The organism is Mesorhizobium sp. WSM4833, assembly GCF_055811095.1.
On sequence record NZ_JBVVQG010000009.1, the window covers coordinates 16546 to 31314 of the forward strand.

The following is a 14769-nucleotide window of genomic DNA, read 5'->3' on the forward strand; positions in this document are numbered from 1 at the left end:
AGCCGTGCACGGGCGACGTGGATAGACGTGTCGTCGGCAATCAAAGTCCCGTCAGCCTCCCGCCACAGAGGTGCTCGGGCGATGGCCGGGAACCTGTGCAACCATAGCCAGCCGGTATGTAGGAACGGAACGAGGCAGTCTGCGGCTGGCTCCATCGCCGCCCATTTGTTAGGCGCAACGATGTTGCAGACCGTGACGAGGGAGACGAAGTCCGGTGCTACAAGGCGAACCAGTCGATCGAAGGTCGCGAAATCATCAGCCAGAAGATGGCGAGCACTGCCGCGAAGGCAGGAAAGCCAAAGGCGAACCAGAGCCGAAACAAGGTGTCATAGCGCTGTGGTGGAGGTTGCTTCTCTGCCGTGGCCTGCATAGCGAGATTGCGCATCTCGATCTGCATCCACACGACTGGAAGCCAGAACAGGCCGGTGATGAGGTAGAGCAGGATCGAAAGCACAATCCACCCCTCGGTCAGCGGATAGCCGGAATGCCAGGCGAGGAATGCACCGGTGACAGGTTGGGCGACGACGGCGGTTGCAGTGAAGATGAAATCGGCGATCACGACGATGCGTGCGACCGCCGCGATGGTCGCGGAATTTCCGGTCCGGTGAGCGAGCAGCATGAAGAAGGCGATGCCGGCGCCGGTGCCCAGCAGCACGGCCGCGCCGACGACATGCAGGAACTTGAGCATGAAGTAGGTCATCAGCGTTCCTCCAGGACCGCCAGCGCGACAAAATGCAGAACCAGGATCGGCAGGATCTTCAGGAATGGGCCGAGCGGCTCGTTCCACAGTTCTGGTCGCAGCATGGTCCCCACGATCGCATAGAAAAGAGCCACCGCAATCGCCCCGAACAGCCCCAGCCGACTGGTCGGTCGCCAGGCGATCAACGCGCCGACCGCCATGTCGGCCAGCGCTCCGGCGATGACTGCCGGTTCCGCCAGCGGACCGATGGCCGTGCCGACCAGCAAGTCGACCCCGCGGCGCCAGCCGGTGGTCAGGGAAATGATGCCGGTCATGATCCAGAAGAAGGGCAGGACAGTAAAGATCGCCGGCTTGACGAAATAGAGACGGGCGAACCATCGCTCCTGCACCGTCGCGGGATTGAGCTTTAGCGCCGCTTCGAGGCTGGATGGTTGGATCCCTGTCGCTGTGATCCACGCCTGCGGGTCGCCGACAGCGCCCCGCACGATTTCCTTGGCCGCATTGCTGCGCATCGGCGGGCGCCAGCCGAGCAGAGCCGCCGCATCGCCGACCCGGTACAGGCCGGCCGCGACGCTACCGGGCAGAGTGAACTCTCCAGCCGGTCTCGACCCGAGCCAGCGGCGGTAGAGGCCGACCACCTTCCTCATAGGCAGCGCTTCAGGTCCGGCAAGGTCAAGCGCAAGGTGCGATGCGCTATTGGGCCGGAGAAAATGCAGGACAGTGGCGATCACGTCATCCAACTGTACGACCTGAAGCCGACCCGTGCTGGGCATCACCGGCAACAGTGGCAATGCGGCCAGTCCGCGAAACAGCGCACTGGCGCCGAACGCCGGCCGGCCCAGCACGACCGACGGGCGCAGGATGACCCAGTCCAAATCGCGCGCCATCAACGCCTGGTCGCCAGCCAGCTTGGTGGCCGAGAAGGCGGACGGCTGCAGCCGATCGACCCCGATTGCCGAGAAGTGAATGACTTTTCTCACGCCCGCCTGCTCACAGGCGGCAAAGAGTGCCGATGCGCCACCCGCATGCACACCGCCAGTGCTTTCTTGCGCGCTGTCCTGCAGCACGCCGGCGCAGTTGACGACCGCGTCGATGCCTATCAGATGCGGGCTCCAGTCCTGCGTCTGCAGCGCCTTTGCCATGTCGAGCAAGACAGGCGGCAAGCCTCTGAAGGGAGCGGCGCCGGCACGATGCAGCACGCGAACGATTTCATATCCATCGGCGGCCAGGCGCGCACAAAGAGAAGCTCCGATCAGACCCGACGCGCCGGTGACGAGGACCCTCACCTGGCACCTGAAAACTGCAGTGACAGTCGCGCCTCATCCTGTCTGCACGCGGAGCCGGACGAAACAGCGGTGTCGCTGCGATCGGGCCGCACGATCGAGCGATTCCGCGCGCCTCGCCGAGGGCAGATGGAAGCGAGCGTCGCGGCGCTGCTGGCGCGTCCGGCCAGAGCTCCGACAGTTTCGAGCAACGATATCGAGCGGAAGCTCGGGTTGATTGTTCCTTTGGTTTCTACCATGGGCGCTGATCCCAAGCTGCCACGGATGTTCCTGCAACCATTCATGGGCAAGGCGAGTTGTTCGCGCAGGAATGATCGCCTCGGACGGTTCGGTGCAACGACCGTATCAACTATTTGCTCATGCACGCAGCGCCAGCCAACCTGATCGACGGTGTCGATGGACTCGATCTCCCTCCCGCCCAACGCGTTCAGCTAGATCTAAGCGGCATCTTGCAGCGCCCTTTCATTTACGTTGGTTTCTCCAAGCTGCGTCAACGCCTCGTCCGTTGCCTTCTCTTCGTCGAGCGTCTGCTGCAGCAGCGGAACCGCGTCATTCAAGCCGAGCAGCCTTGCCCAGGTTACCAATGTCCTATAACGGGCGATCTCATAATGCTCGACGGCCTGGGCAGCGGCAACAAGCCCGGCGTCGAGGGCCGGCGCCGCCTGGAACTCCTCCAGTATCTCCCCGCCCTCCTCAATGATGCCGTCGATCGCGGGACAGGTCTTGCCCTGCGCGCGCTTGCCGAAAATCTCGAACACCTGCTGCAGCCGCTCAACCTGACCCTCAGTCTCGTCGCGGTGCTTCTCGAACGCGGCGGTCAACTCTTGCGATTCGGGACCCCTGGCCATTTTCTTGAGGGCACTTAAGATCTTACGCTCCGCGTAGTATATGTCCTTCAAGGCTTCGTAAAATAGATCTTCCAGGCCCTTTGTGCTGCTCTGGGCGCTTTTCTTCGTCGCCATCTCCATGTCCCACTTCGAGTTCAATGCTTCGCGGCATATGCAGCTCTAACAACCAAGGCCATCGGTTGTTCCTCGCCCTCAAAGACATGGTGGGAACACGAGCAAGGACCGTGATCTCGCTCCGTTCTGGTCGGCACAACCGGCGCCATGTCGCCTCTGCGCCTGGCTAGCCTCGCGGCCGCTTGTCAAGCCGCCTGCCGCGCCTTAACCGGCGTTCTCGCCTATCGAAGTCGATTGCTGGTCACGCTTTCGCCGATCAATGTTGATAAGACGGCGGTCGGGGCCCGCGGCGCCGGAACGACCTCTTCAGCGTTTTGTGGGCAAGCTGCTGTGAGACCAGATCGCGCGCTTTTCGGCACATATTGCAAGCCACAATGGTCGCTCGGCTGCCTCTGCCGGTCTAAACGGGACCCGGCCCGCGGCATGCCCGGATGGTTGAAGCGGATTGTTGAAAAGGTGTGTCGGGGTGAACTAGATCATCCGCGGCCATCGGTTGCGACGATCGAGCGACGATTGCTCCTACCGGCCGCCCGACCGCCGTTTCGCTTCTTCATCGATCCTGCGACCTGAGAATCTTGAGTGCCTCGTCCTTGGTGAGGCCGCACTTTCGGGCAAAGTAGTTCGCTTCGATGGCCCTTTCGCGATCCGTCCGAGACGCGGTGTTCTGCTTGGCCTTCTTGCCCATCGATGCTATCGCCTCGATTATATCGCCTGCTGGTGATCAAGCGCCTACGCCGTGGGAGGGCTCACGCGGGGATCGGGTCACCAATCTTGCAGCTCCGCTGCCTGGCTCGAACTGTGGTTTGGCGCCTGGCGCCGGACTTTGCTGTGGCCATTCGGGATCTGTCATCCCATCGCTGTGACCTGCAGACGAATGCAGAGCCTCAGCAGTTTTTTCGCCGCTTTCATCGTGGGTTAGTCCCGACAACATGTTCGTTCCAGTACCCGGAGGAAAACGTGCGCGACCAGTCTTTTTCCCATCTGGAGGCGCTCATTGATGTGCGTCCCGACACGAATTTCACCCCTAGCGCGCCATGGCCTCGCGGATCGGCCACTGCGTCACTCGATGCAATATGGAACAATCCTCGCAGGCGGATGTTGGGCAACCCAACCCCCTGGAGGATTGCCAATGTTCATGCACAACAAGCGCCTGCAATACACCGTCCGCGTTTCGGAGCCTAATCCCCGCCTGGCCTGCATGATCATGGAACAATTCGGTGGCGCCGATGGTGAGCTTGCCGCGGCGATGCGCTATTTCACGCAAGGCCTCGGCGAGGATGATCTTGGCCGTCGCGACATGTTGCTCGACATAGCCACTGAAGAACTCAGCCACCTTGAGGTGGTGGGATCGATCGTCACCATGCTGAACAAGGGGCTCAAGGCACAACTTGCCGAAGGCCAGATGAAAGAAGCGGACCTTTATGTGATGATCGGCGCCAGCGGTACGACAGCCAAGGAATCCATCCTGTTTGGCGGTGCTCCCGCGCTGTGCGACTCAGCCGGCGTTCCCTGGACCGCGGCCTATGTCGACTCACGCGGTGAACCTACCGTGGATTTGCGGTCGAACATCGCCGCTGAAGCGCGCGCCAAGATCGTTTACGAACGCCTCATCCACATCACCGATGATCCGGGCATCAAGGACGCGCTCGGCTTCCTGATGACACGCGAGATCGCTCATCAAAAGTCATTTGAGAAAGCACTCTACGCCATCGAAAACAATTTCCCGTCAGGCAAGCTCCCGGGCATCGAGAGGTACGCCAGCATGTACGTCAACACCTCTCAAGGTGACGGCGATACCAATGGTCCATGGAATTCCGGCGAAGAGTGGGATCGGATCGATGACCTTGAAGAGGTGATGCCCGTCGACGGCGGAGACGGCTTGGCAACCGTCAAAATGGGCGCCAGAGACATGAAGGTGGTGGCCAAGATGGCCGACCGTACTCTTTCTGATCCGGCGTCCGATCCGATCACGGGCGCTGATCTAGGTGCCGGTCCGGGAGCTGGCCGAACCAAGAACGCGGATTTTGGCGGCGCGGCAAGCATTCAGGAGGCCCCGGCCGTGGCCGAGGCTGCTGTCAAACGCGCACGTAAGCGTTAGTTTGGACTGACCTCATTGCGGGCAACTATGTTCGGGTCAGGAAGCTAACGACGAAAGCAGGGCATCCGACTGGCAGCAGCGGACTGGCCGGAGTGCTCGCTATTTGTTGAGTGGGTGAAGCACATATGGCCACCGCCGCACCACGATCAGAGTCGGAACATGCGGGGCAGTCGGAGAAGGTCCGTGCCTACGGTTGCGAGAACCGGTGCATTGTCGCAATCGGAGCCTCGGCGGGGGGCCTCGACGCGCTGAAGAGACTTGTCAGGGATATTTCGCCGGACATTCCGGCGGCCCTCCTCATCGTACAGCACGTCGGTCTCACGAGTTACCTCGGCGACATTCTCGGTCGCGCTGCCAACATGCCGGTAGCGAATGCCGCCAGCGGCACGAAGGTCAGAAACGGGCACATCTTCGTTGCACCGCCCGGAGCTCACCTGCTTTTACATGATGATCACATGCTGCTGCGGCGCGGGCCGCGGGAGAATTTGGCGCGCCCTGCCATCGATCCCCTTTTTCGATCAGCGGCCTGCAGCTTTGGCGGCAGCGTGATTGGTGTCGTGCTCACGGGCAGCCTCTCCGACGGGACCGCCGGCTTGCGCGCCATCAAGATTTGCGGAGGGGTCAGCGTGGTCCAAGATCCCGACGACGCTGCAGTACCCGATATGCCGCTGAGCGCCTTGCAGAATGTGGAAGTCGACCATTGCGTCGCCCTGTCCGAAATGGCTGGCCTGTTGCGCAGGCTTGCGTCCGAACTCGCAGGGCCGACACCAGAAATCCCGCCTGTCATCCGCCTTGAGGCTGCGATTGCTGCTCAGGAGCACAGCACAATGGAACAGACAGAACGCCAGCTTGGCATCCCCTCGATATTTGTCTGCCCCGAATGTCACGGACCGCTTTGGGAGATCGAAGACGGGCCGATTACCCGTTACCGTTGTCACACCGGACATGCATTCGGAGCGGACGTTTTGATGCAGGCCCAGGCGGACGATGCGGAACAGGCCCTTTGGAGCCTTCTAAGAGCGCACCAGCAGCGGGCCGAGTTGGCGAAACGGACGGCGAAACGAGAAGCCGCTCGGGAAAGACATAGCTTGGCCAGCCAAATGGCTACGCGGGCCGCGGAACACGAAGCCGACGCGAAGCTTATTGAAGAAATTATCCATCGTCGAAGGCCGTGACAAAACATACGCCCCGACAACCATGAACTTATTTCGGTCCGGGGCTCACGGTTACCGGGTTGGCGGCGTCACTTGCCGGAGACCATGATCCCACAGAGACAGCAAGGGTGTCGGCAAAGAACGATATTAGGTCACATCAGCGTCAGGCGGACGTCGCGCAGGGCATTCAACAGAAATTCCGAACCATCTCCACCCCGCTCCAAAACGCCAACTTCAGCAGAAATGCTGGGAATTGCCAAGCCTCGGCTATCCGGAACAAAATACCCGACAGCAGCTTTGGCCACGAGCTAACGCTCGTGTCGCGGGTTCACCAATTGAAGTATGGCGCCGCCGACGAATGCGGCCTCGGCCGCCTGGAGAAACCCGATGTTTACAGATAAGATTGCTGCAAGAGGTCTGCAATGCTGGTCGAGCAATATGTCGAATCCAGAAAAAGGCGACATGACGTCATTTCTACCTCGACGGCAGAAGCCGCCATTCGGGAGGGTGCTCCCGAATGGGCAGATTTCCGGAAGAGCCTTTCAGATAATTGCGGGAAACCGTGTGCAAAAATCGCACACGAAAGTTTCTTTTTTCGTTCCCACGACACTGCAGCCGACAGTCATTCGGACATACTTTTGCCGACGACATTGGCCGCTTTTTCGCCGACGTTCGCTGCGTTATCCGTGGGGCCGCAATGTCGCCGCCAATTCCCCTGGGGTTCCTGGAAGCTTTTCGAACTTTCTGGGTCGCGCGGCAGCCCAAATTGCGGGTGCTCATGGACAAAGTAGGATTGATTCGGCTTTCCATGGCTTTGAAGGATCAACCCCCTGGCACGTCGCGCCCGATAGCGCAACGCCATTACTTCCACCCGCTCGCGCTCGACGCTGCCCGCTCGCCGCTCCGTCTGAAGTAAGTCCTCACCTCTAAACAGCTACGGCATGTCTTCGCTGTTTCGGCCATGCATGTTGGAGCCGTGCATGAAGGACTGGATTTCGTCCAGATCGATCTTGCCATCACCATTCTCGTCGATGTTGCTGAAGATCCTGCCGACCCCGCCTTCAACCTCGTTCTGGGACAATGAACCGTCGCCATCCGTGTCCAACAGTCCAAACACCAGTCGCATGCCGGCACCGCGCATCATTTGGTGACCACGGTGTCGAGCCATTCTGTGTCCTCTGCCCCAGTCGCCACGATTTAGCCAATGGTCGCCATGACGGCTAGCTTCATCGGGGCGGTCAGCATCCTTGATGCGGCCGTCCTGGTTCATGTAGCGATCTTCCTCATCGCGGAAACCTTCCTCAGAACCGCGATCCTGCTTCATTCTCTCCCGGACCGCTTGCTCAACCATCTGGCGGATCATTTCGCGTGTTGGTCCGTCCGCTTGTCGGTTGATATCCGGCAACTGCCCGCCGACCGGCTGTTCGGTGGCCGGAGGGGGTGCGGGTGTCGAGGGGGCCGGTGTTCCGCTTGTCTGGGCCAACGCGGGGAAGGTCAGAGCTATGAAAGCGGCCGCGGCCGTCGTGACGTGTGAATGTCTCATGGCGTGCTCCATCTATCGCGCCTGCTTGCTTGGAAGGCCAAACTGGAGCTCGATCTGTTTGTTCCCTGAGGGGACTAGGTTCCGGCGAAGGCAAGCTGCTCGTGAGCCCTTGGGCCAAGCCTCGAATGCCTGTGATTAATGAAGCGGCTAGTTCGGCTTCCGCAATGCGTCAAACGATTGCCCCGGCGATCGCCGCGATTGGGCGGTCAAGGGAATTCAGCACCGGGGCCCCAAAGCAGATGATCCCGTCCGCAACCTGCTGGTCGTCGCAGCTGAAGCCATTCGTGCGGATATCGCGCATTTCAGCAATGAGGTCGTCAATAGTTTGCACGCTTTCTGTGTTCGAGGCTCGGGAAGACCATCGGCATAGAGCCGCCGTACTTCGAAATCGCTCATCTGGCTGAGAAAGGCTTTGCCGGTGGCCGTAAAGGCTGCGGGCAAACGCATTCCTGGACGGAACTGGATCAGCGAATGGCTAACGCTCGAATTGCGTGCGGCGAGATAGAAGACCTCTCTCCCTTCGAGCACCGAAAGGATAATTGTTGCCCCCGGGCAACTCCGTCTCGCCAACTCCGTCGCCACGTCGGATTGCTGGGCAAAGGCGTTCGACCATCGCATGACGGGGGGCCTAACTGGAAGGTCTGGTCGCCGCGGCGTATCAAGAGCTCCAAGTGTACGAGCGTCGAACATAGCGCATGCGCAGAAGAACGCGCGATTCCAAGCTCGCGAGCCAGATCCGATAGCGTTGGGGAAGTTCGTGATCTCGCGACGATGTCCAAGATACGCACCCCACGGTTCAGGGCAGGGGGAAGGGCCGCTTTCGCGCCTCGTTTTGATTGATCTCGGTGTCAGCCATGGCCCCTCCCAAGCGCGTCACGCCTAAACCTTGAGGTGACAGGGCCGCAGATAGCGAGCCATCGGGCAAAAATCGAAAGGCCGGAAGGGTTGCCGTACGGTTTTACAAGGCAACGACGCTAGGTCGTTCGAACAAAAACCGCGCTGTCGAGATTGGGTCATTGCACTGTTCCCATTCGGTGCTTTCCCCATGAGAACTGCCCACTGGCCTGACGGCTGGCGGGCTTTTTTGTATCGGCGGAACCTTATTACTCATGCTCAGTTCTTGGCGGCAGCGCCCCGCACGCTGCTGGCCAAGGAAAGGCAACCCTTGGCCGGGCCCGCATCGGTCCTCACCCAAGCGGTGCGGGCCCACTGTCGATGCTGCCGAGCCCGTCTTCACACCCTTGGGCGTATCTTTCGAACAGTTCCACCTTTTCTGGATAAGGAAGGCGGTGTAAACGCTGGCAACCTTCGCACCGATAGTGGGCGGCAACGATGAACCAACGCCCTGGCTCAACCGAAGATAGTTTCTGGGAGAGCGGCATCAGGTCGCGTAACTCAAACTGCCGACGCCAGAATCAGCGTTATCCCCACCACCGGCGAACTTGTCGGACGTGTGAAGACCTTGAAGCGAGAGGACAAGCTAGGCCACGCGACTTTGCGGGCGATCCGTGAGGCGAAATCGTGAGGTTAAATGAAGTAAGCCCGCCGCTGAGCACACAACAACAGCGACGGGCCTTGCTCGCCTACGCTTGGTGGGGATTGAAACCAAGCTGAACTTAACTTGGATTTCAGAAACAGGTTCCAGCGCTACCAAAAGATTTGATCGCAGGTGGCCCGGCACCGGGTCTCGAAATCGGTGGCGGGGCCTTGCTCGGCTGTTTCAAGGAGATTTCCGTACCAATCGCGTCCCGAACTTCCATTTCAGAGACATGTTCCCTGGTCGTGGGACAGACACTTCAGCCTTTACAGGACGGCTTGATTTGGGGGGCCTTGGGCGTCGCTAGTGCTTGAAGCGAAGCTTCTGCAAAGTCCGACCGTAGATGGTAGCGAACAGCAGAGGCGTCCCTGACTTCCATGCGGACGCAAGCAAGCTCGTCAAGCAAGACACGCCCGCTGGCGCATAAGGTTGGCACGGATCGCACGCGAAAGCTCGATGTCGCTGAGGCGTTGGGAATGGGAAAAGTCAGCCCGATGTAGCACGTTCGTTTATTGATCACCTAATTGCCCACTGCTGCGGGCGTAGGCGGAGATCGATCAGGTCCCCGCAGATCTGACAATGCCCGCTATGCGGATAGCGACGGCATCAAGTCCGCCCTGGCAATCTCGTCAGGACGTGTGCCGCCGCTTCGGCCGTGTGGGCAGTGCACCCGAGAAGGTCGCCACCGCCTAACCTTGCCGGGTATTGACGACGCCGGCCTATTGGCGACGCAATCCCAAACTCCCCACGATCCGTCGCTCAATATGACAGTTGAATCTGTGCTGGTGATTTTCCATGCAACCTCGAGGGGAGAGATGGTTCTGCTTGGAATGGGAAGCGTGGTGGGCTGGGTGGCGTAAGGCCAAGGTATAGTATGCCAACGACGTTGATCTCCCTGAAGGATGTCGATCTGAAGCGCCGGATTGCGAGATGATCTCTAATGGCAACCGGTTGTGCTCCCCAATGATCTAAGTCAGGTCTGGAGACGAGCGGATGTCTCCAAGCAGCCTCACGTAGTCTGCCTCCGGCTGGCCGTAGGTGCCATTTGCAGATGCCAGAAGGCCGCTGCGGTCCCGGATACGCACTTCGCCACGTCGGGAATAGATGAACCCGCGTCCTTCCAGCACCTGAAGCCCAACGGTAACTCCCGGACGCCTCGAGCCCAGCATGATGGCTAGAAACTCATGGGTGATCACAACGCGTCCACCGTGGACCCGATCATCACACATTAGAAGCCATCGCGCCAAACGCTCTTCAAGGTTTGCGCGCGCGTTGATCAGCGCCGTATAGCTGGTCTGGATGTGGAGATACTGGACATAGCGCAAGAGTAAGAGGCGCAGCGTCGGGCTGTTCGCGAGTGCCGCCTTGAATGGCTCAGCTCCGATCCTGAAAGCGTTGCCGGGCAGCTGGACAAAACATTCATGCGCGGCATAGTCAGCCCCCATCACGAGCGCCGCACCAGTCATTCCCTCAAAACCGATAAGCGCAACCTCGGCTTCCCTCCCCAAGGTCCTCGCAACCACAGAACCGATGCCGTCCTCCAGGAAGTACACCGTAGTGATCTCCGAAGCGGCTTGCTCCAGATTCATTCTCAAATTGAGGGCACATGGCTCAAGGTGTGGCTGCAGAAGCGCTAGGTCATCGGGGTTGAGCCGACACAGCAATCCGTTTTTATAGGAATTGTTCTTTGGATTGGTCATGGCTCAATCCCGCCTGGGGCAAGAGCTTTCCAATCTCCTTGCCGTCCGCGCCCGTAAAAACGTGCAGACGATCTTGTGACGCTACACCTCTTGGCGCGACAATCATAGGAGAATGCGAATCGATGCACGGCGAGCCCCCGCCACCGTGATTACAAAAGACTTGGAAGAAATGTCAGAGTTGGAAACGTACCGAGCTCGGGTTTGTACTAAACCGACATTCTGACGCCCCGGCCTGCCCGTCTTCATTTTGCCTGACCAGCGGAAGCGGCAACGGCCTAGTCTTGGCTTCTGACAGCAACGATGCGAGGCATGGCCGAGCCTCGCTTCGACTCCCGTGCCCGTCTCACCATCTTGTACCTTCGTCGCGACCTGACTGCTTCCTCCGCCTGCTCGCGCGACATCTCCCCCGCGCGGCCAAACGGCTTCTTTTCTGGCATTCGATTGTCGTTGGCACGTTGGGTCACTGCCATGTCCGTCTCCGTTCGGAGCCGAACTTCGATTTGCCGGAACTATTCCATGCCGCTGGTGCTGAGCGTGTTTTGAGCTGAGGTGAGGCGTTGTGAGGTCAAATTCCGTCGCGCTGCATTTCTAGCCTTGCATTAGAAACGCCATCCAGAATCCGGTGATAAAGCACGTCGAGCAAGTGGAGGTATTCAATCAATCTTGCCGGGCCGACCGGCCTTGGATTCCTCCAAGTCCAACTGGGCGCGACTGGCATGAACCAATGCTGCGATCAAATTTTCGTCGGCTGACTTTTTGCCGGTGTAGAGGCGCACAAGCTCGCGCGCCTGGACCTTCCAATTGGAGTCCGGGCTATCCCGGATGGCTGACGTAAGAGCCCGGGAGAGTATGTCGAAATCCAACAACGAAATACTCGGTCGGCTTCCTTTCACGATCAAATCCATCCTGTTGATCTGCGGCGTTCGCGACACTCGAAAGGTGGACAATGACCAGCATCGGCATCACCCAAAATAGGTCCATTCCTTCACGTGCTCAAGTTTCGGAAGCTCTCGCTGACCGATCATAGGACGCAGCGGCGCAGCGTAAATACCGCAGGGCAGCACCACTGCAATAACAAAGGTTAAGCGGTAGGCACAAAGCCGACTAGCTGCGGTTTTCTTGTCCAGCTTGCCTCTTCGGCAGCCCTGCCGATGACCGAACGCGTCAAAGATAAGCGGAACCTAATCTCCCGGCGTAGCTTGTCTCGATATGAGCGATCATGCCGAGAAACTAGTACCTCGCCCTCCACCAAGGTGGCAGAACCCGAAAGGAATTCTGATCTCGGCCGCTGTCGCTGTGCTTGCGTTCTGTGCTCTTCGCGGCTGGTGGAACTTTAGATGAGCACACGCGGCATCAACTTTCTGCACAAGTGGATTGCTAACGACATCCCAGAGACGGCGCCTCCCGACGCGGTCTCAATCGGTGAACTCACCCACAAGCTCCTGGCCGACGCCAAAGCGGTCGGCATCAAGAGAATAGAGCTGGATGAGGATGTGGATAGCCTTTACCGTATTTTCGTCGAAGCCATCGCTCACTTCGACGCCGGAATTCCAGAGTAGGTCCGCGGAGCTACGGTCTCATTCAAAAAGCGGATGCATCCGCTGGTGGGATTTTTATCAGATGGCGATGCCGTTCGAACAACACCAGCTTGTCTGAGTAGCCGAGACGAATCCTGGCATTGCAGGCCTCGCAACGAAACATGGATATTACCTTGAACCATGATCCTCGCCTTACAATAGGATGGCAGCATTTGGGGCAGTCGAAAACGAGCTCCGCATCTCCCAACTCGTCAGGTATGGGCATTGAAAGTCCTTTGTGGGGAGTTTGATCCATCCGGCAAACTGCGGTCAGGGTAAGCCCCATGACCGTTGTAGAAGATTGGGTAGTCATAGGTCCATCCCACGCTACAATCCCTTTCAAGGCTAGGGTTCGCCCCCCGTGCGAACCGACGACCGCGGGGAGGGACGTAGCTGTGGCTGCCCACGCAACATCGATCTCCCGAGACAGTTCCTTACCGGAAGCCAAGCTCGGACCAATGCGTTTTGGCGGCGGGACTTAGGTCCGGCCCGTGAACTCCGCCACGTTTGTATCTGGCTTGGTCTTCAGCGAGCTACCCATCCGGTAATGCTGCCCCCGCAGGTGTCGACGGGGTGGCGGGCTAGTCTGTCTTTTCATGAGCAGCTCGGAACTGCCCCCTCGAAGCACCTCCGCGCCTCTTGAGCCGTCGCCTCACCAGCCATAGCGGCCATGCAGGCGCGGACAGCTTGGTTCCACTTAGGGCCACGCTTTGTCCATTTCACCAGATATTCGGAAGCGGCCTCCACGCTGTTGACGTTGTAGGTCATGCCGGGTCGCTTCCCGATGACGGGAACCGGAGGGGTGGACCAGTGGGTTGCCATCATACGACCCTCCCTCGCGACAATCGACGCTTGAGGTCTTCGGCATTCAGTATGCCTACCAGATCTTCGGCGTATTCCTGATCCAAATATTCCGCCGGTGCCCCCCATGCATTGGCTGGCTGTCCGGTAAACACGTCGAATACCGTCCAGCTCTCGTCCGAGTCTTGCCTTAAGCCGTATCGCAGTTGCACCACGAGGCTAATTTAGGAGATCGGAATGTCTGATGCAAATGTCTGAGCGAGGGGATCGTGTGACTGGGGGGCACGTCAGCCAGGAGCTGCCAGCCCTGCTTGTGAATTGAGAAGGTTTGCGAGGCCCGTGATGATCTGGGGCATAACGAACGGCTTGGTTATCATGAGGCTGTTTGGCACTCCAAGTGACGGCCAGTCCTCCGCACCATCGCCACTCATGTAAATGACTGGCAAACTGGGGTTGACGGTCCGCATGTGACGGGCGACGTCCCAGCCAGTGGGGCCTTCTCCGATCCTTATATCGGTCAGGAGGGCTGCGACACCATCCGGGTTACGATCAAAGGTCGCGATGGCATTGTCCCCTTTATAGACGGCAATCACCTCGAACCCGGCTTCACGCAGCGAGTGTTCGATATCCAGGAGGATAAGGCTCTCATCCTCCACGACCAGGACGGCACCTGAGTTCATTCGACGCCAGCTTCGCTCGTTGGTATCCGGGCATGCAACGGTGGCCGGCTGCGAATGTTCCTCGACGCCCCTAACATTGCTAATCGGGCAGCAGCATTTCCTCCTCCTCAGCCGCATCCTCGAAGAGTACACGGAAGTCGTTGGTCGGCATCTTGCCATCCATCGCCGTCAGGCAGGCCTCCGCCGCCAGTCGCCATTTGGGGCCACGGTTGGACCACTTCAGTAGTTCCTCGGCGGCAGTGTCGATACGGCTGATCCCAAGGCGGAATCCCGGTCTGTCGGTCTTGACGTAGACAGGCGGGTTGAACCAACGAAGGGGCATCAGGATTCGCGCACGTCGAACGCAACGAAAAGCTCCCGTTTCGTGGCACAATCGACGATCATCGCGACCAACTGGCAGTCCGTCTCATGGAGATAAAGGCCGCGCTCGCGCACTGCTGTAATGGTTGCTTTCACGGAAATGATGGCGCCCGGTTGAGGGCCCAAAAGGATCTCTCGAACCAGCTCCTTGGCCGTCGTCTGCGCAGGCCGGACAGGTGTTTGAATGTCCATCCCATCCTCCCCAGAGAGACAGAACCTCAATCGTCTATTCTGTGGCGCACTTTCTGAAAAAGACAAGTACCAGAAGCGTACAAAGCGGGTAGTAACGGGCGCGACCTTCTTGGGTCTGTGCGCTGTCATCAGACCATCCATGGGCGCTCATGGTCATCCAAACACAGCGCGGAAGGTCGGCC

General features: G+C 59.2%; 17 protein-coding genes and 1 pseudogene. 4 read left to right on the forward strand and 14 right to left on the reverse strand.

Annotation, left to right across the window (positions count from 1 at the left end):
• Positions 1 to 217: 217 nt before the first annotated feature.
• Together AC0L2D_RS19190 and AC0L2D_RS19195 are read right to left on the reverse strand one after the other, a co-directional pair.
• Positions 218 to 700 (reverse strand): DUF2269 family protein, encoded by a 483-nt coding sequence (locus tag AC0L2D_RS19190; protein WP_024505778.1) that lies wholly within the window; start codon positions 698 to 700, stop codon positions 218 to 220.
• Positions 700 to 1986 carry an SDR family oxidoreductase gene (locus tag AC0L2D_RS19195; RefSeq protein ID WP_473541938.1) on the reverse strand — a complete coding sequence of 429 codons (1287 nt, stop codon included), beginning with the start codon at positions 1984 to 1986 and terminating at the stop codon, positions 700 to 702. Before AC0L2D_RS19195 ends, AC0L2D_RS19190 begins: the two co-directional genes overlap by 1 nt.
• On the opposite strand from AC0L2D_RS19195, the gene AC0L2D_RS19200 reads away from it, so the two are divergent.
• Positions 1891 to 2367, forward strand: coding sequence for a hypothetical protein (locus tag AC0L2D_RS19200; protein WP_164778240.1), 477 nt, complete (start codon positions 1891 to 1893; stop codon positions 2365 to 2367). The genes AC0L2D_RS19195 and AC0L2D_RS19200 overlap by 96 nt on opposite strands.
• A gap of 53 nt (positions 2368 to 2420) precedes the next feature.
• On the opposite strand, the gene AC0L2D_RS19205 is transcribed toward AC0L2D_RS19200, so the two are convergent.
• Together AC0L2D_RS19205 and AC0L2D_RS19210 are read right to left on the reverse strand one after the other, a co-directional pair.
• On the reverse strand, positions 2421 to 2945 hold the full coding sequence (locus AC0L2D_RS19205) for a YciE/YciF ferroxidase family protein (RefSeq protein ID WP_013525050.1): 525 nt from the start codon (positions 2943 to 2945) through the stop codon (positions 2421 to 2423).
• 550 nt (positions 2946 to 3495) lie between these two features.
• Complete coding sequence (locus AC0L2D_RS19210) at positions 3496 to 3630, reverse strand: hypothetical protein (protein ID WP_013525051.1); 135 nt, start codon at positions 3628 to 3630, stop codon at positions 3496 to 3498.
• A 444-nt stretch (positions 3631 to 4074) separates the two neighbouring features.
• Here AC0L2D_RS19210 and AC0L2D_RS19215 point away from each other — a divergent pair, with 444 nt between their 5' ends.
• Both AC0L2D_RS19215 and AC0L2D_RS19220 read left to right on the forward strand, forming a co-directional pair.
• Positions 4075 to 5043, forward strand: coding sequence for a manganese catalase family protein (locus AC0L2D_RS19215; RefSeq protein ID WP_013525052.1), 969 nt, complete (start codon positions 4075 to 4077; stop codon positions 5041 to 5043).
• Positions 5044 to 5168: 125 nt separating this feature from the next.
• Positions 5169 to 6218, forward strand: a complete 1050-nt coding sequence (locus AC0L2D_RS19220; RefSeq protein ID WP_013525053.1) for a chemotaxis protein CheB — start codon at positions 5169 to 5171, stop codon at positions 6216 to 6218.
• Between the two features lie 131 nt (positions 6219 to 6349).
• Here the strand turns inward: AC0L2D_RS19220 and AC0L2D_RS19225 are convergent, their stop codons facing one another.
• The 6 genes and pseudogenes from AC0L2D_RS19225 to AC0L2D_RS19250 form a co-directional block, all read right to left on the reverse strand.
• Positions 6350 to 6502: a hypothetical protein gene (locus AC0L2D_RS19225; RefSeq protein WP_155925010.1), complete on the reverse strand. Its 153-nt coding sequence runs from the start codon at positions 6500 to 6502 to the stop codon at positions 6350 to 6352.
• Positions 6503 to 7131: 629 nt separating this feature from the next.
• The gene (locus AC0L2D_RS19230) at positions 7132 to 7740 is read right to left on the reverse strand and encodes an EF-hand domain-containing protein (protein WP_013525054.1); all 609 of its coding nucleotides are present in this window, start codon (positions 7738 to 7740) and stop codon (positions 7132 to 7134) included.
• A 169-nt stretch (positions 7741 to 7909) separates the two neighbouring features.
• Positions 7910 to 8113: pseudogene (locus AC0L2D_RS19235) on the reverse strand (IclR family transcriptional regulator domain-containing protein); the annotation flags it as partial.
• A 91-nt stretch (positions 8114 to 8204) separates the two neighbouring features.
• Complete coding sequence (locus AC0L2D_RS19240; protein ID WP_082827633.1) at positions 8205 to 8540, reverse strand: helix-turn-helix domain-containing protein; 336 nt, start codon at positions 8538 to 8540, stop codon at positions 8205 to 8207.
• 1705 nt (positions 8541 to 10245) lie between these two features.
• Positions 10246 to 10977 (reverse strand): Crp/Fnr family transcriptional regulator, encoded by a 732-nt coding sequence (locus tag AC0L2D_RS19245; RefSeq protein WP_013525055.1) that lies wholly within the window; start codon positions 10975 to 10977, stop codon positions 10246 to 10248.
• Positions 10978 to 11630: 653 nt separating this feature from the next.
• Complete coding sequence (locus tag AC0L2D_RS19250; RefSeq protein ID WP_473541942.1) at positions 11631 to 11882, reverse strand: hypothetical protein; 252 nt, start codon at positions 11880 to 11882, stop codon at positions 11631 to 11633.
• 432 nt (positions 11883 to 12314) lie between these two features.
• Between AC0L2D_RS19250 and AC0L2D_RS19255 the strand changes: the two genes are divergently transcribed.
• On the forward strand, positions 12315 to 12536 hold the full coding sequence (locus tag AC0L2D_RS19255) for a DUF768 domain-containing protein (RefSeq protein WP_013525056.1): 222 nt from the start codon (positions 12315 to 12317) through the stop codon (positions 12534 to 12536).
• Positions 12537 to 13148: 612 nt separating this feature from the next.
• On the opposite strand, the gene AC0L2D_RS19260 is transcribed toward AC0L2D_RS19255, so the two are convergent.
• The 4 genes from AC0L2D_RS19260 to AC0L2D_RS19275 all read right to left on the reverse strand — a co-directional run bounded on the left by AC0L2D_RS19260 (position 13149) and on the right by AC0L2D_RS19275 (position 14587).
• On the reverse strand, positions 13149 to 13484 hold the full coding sequence (locus AC0L2D_RS19260) for a DUF982 domain-containing protein (RefSeq protein ID WP_473541944.1): 336 nt from the start codon (positions 13482 to 13484) through the stop codon (positions 13149 to 13151).
• A gap of 158 nt (positions 13485 to 13642) precedes the next feature.
• Positions 13643 to 14035, reverse strand: coding sequence for a response regulator (locus AC0L2D_RS19265; RefSeq protein ID WP_013525059.1), 393 nt, complete (start codon positions 14033 to 14035; stop codon positions 13643 to 13645).
• A 79-nt stretch (positions 14036 to 14114) separates the two neighbouring features.
• Positions 14115 to 14357 (reverse strand): DUF982 domain-containing protein, encoded by a 243-nt coding sequence (locus AC0L2D_RS19270; RefSeq protein WP_013525060.1) that lies wholly within the window; start codon positions 14355 to 14357, stop codon positions 14115 to 14117.
• Complete coding sequence (locus tag AC0L2D_RS19275) at positions 14357 to 14587, reverse strand: hypothetical protein (RefSeq protein WP_473541946.1); 231 nt, start codon at positions 14585 to 14587, stop codon at positions 14357 to 14359. The genes AC0L2D_RS19270 and AC0L2D_RS19275 overlap by 1 nt, the downstream gene beginning before the upstream one ends.
• Between the last annotated feature and the right edge of the window lie 182 nt (positions 14588 to 14769).

Excerpts from the sequence above, each read along its gene's own strand:
- AC0L2D_RS19250 (WP_473541942.1), bottom strand. The coding sequence starts at position 11,882 with ATGGATTTGATCGTGAAAGGAAGCCGACCGAGTATTTCGTTGTTGGAT.
- AC0L2D_RS19265 (WP_013525059.1), bottom strand. The coding sequence starts at position 14,035 with ATGAACTCAGGTGCCGTCCTGGTCGTGGAGGATGAGAGCCTTATCCTC.
- AC0L2D_RS19255 (WP_013525056.1), top strand. The coding sequence starts at position 12,315 with ATGAGCACACGCGGCATCAACTTTCTGCACAAGTGGATTGCTAACGAC.
- AC0L2D_RS19205 (WP_013525050.1), bottom strand. The coding sequence starts at position 2,945 with ATGGCGACGAAGAAAAGCGCCCAGAGCAGCACAAAGGGCCTGGAAGAT.
- AC0L2D_RS19190 (WP_024505778.1), bottom strand. The coding sequence starts at position 700 with ATGACCTACTTCATGCTCAAGTTCCTGCATGTCGTCGGCGCGGCCGTG.
- AC0L2D_RS19270 (WP_013525060.1), bottom strand. The coding sequence starts at position 14,357 with ATGCCCCTTCGTTGGTTCAACCCGCCTGTCTACGTCAAGACCGACAGA.
- AC0L2D_RS19245 (WP_013525055.1), bottom strand. The coding sequence starts at position 10,977 with ATGACCAATCCAAAGAACAATTCCTATAAAAACGGATTGCTGTGTCGG.
- AC0L2D_RS19230 (WP_013525054.1), bottom strand. The coding sequence starts at position 7,740 with ATGAGACATTCACACGTCACGACGGCCGCGGCCGCTTTCATAGCTCTG.
- AC0L2D_RS19200 (WP_164778240.1), top strand. The coding sequence starts at position 1,891 with ATGCAGCACGCGAACGATTTCATATCCATCGGCGGCCAGGCGCGCACA.
- AC0L2D_RS19215 (WP_013525052.1), top strand. The coding sequence starts at position 4,075 with ATGTTCATGCACAACAAGCGCCTGCAATACACCGTCCGCGTTTCGGAG.
- AC0L2D_RS19275 (WP_473541946.1), bottom strand. The coding sequence starts at position 14,587 with ATGGACATTCAAACACCTGTCCGGCCTGCGCAGACGACGGCCAAGGAG.
- AC0L2D_RS19210 (WP_013525051.1), bottom strand. The coding sequence starts at position 3,630 with ATGGGCAAGAAGGCCAAGCAGAACACCGCGTCTCGGACGGATCGCGAA.
- AC0L2D_RS19220 (WP_013525053.1), top strand. The coding sequence starts at position 5,169 with ATGGCCACCGCCGCACCACGATCAGAGTCGGAACATGCGGGGCAGTCG.
- AC0L2D_RS19260 (WP_473541944.1), bottom strand. The coding sequence starts at position 13,484 with ATGGGGGGCACCGGCGGAATATTTGGATCAGGAATACGCCGAAGATCT.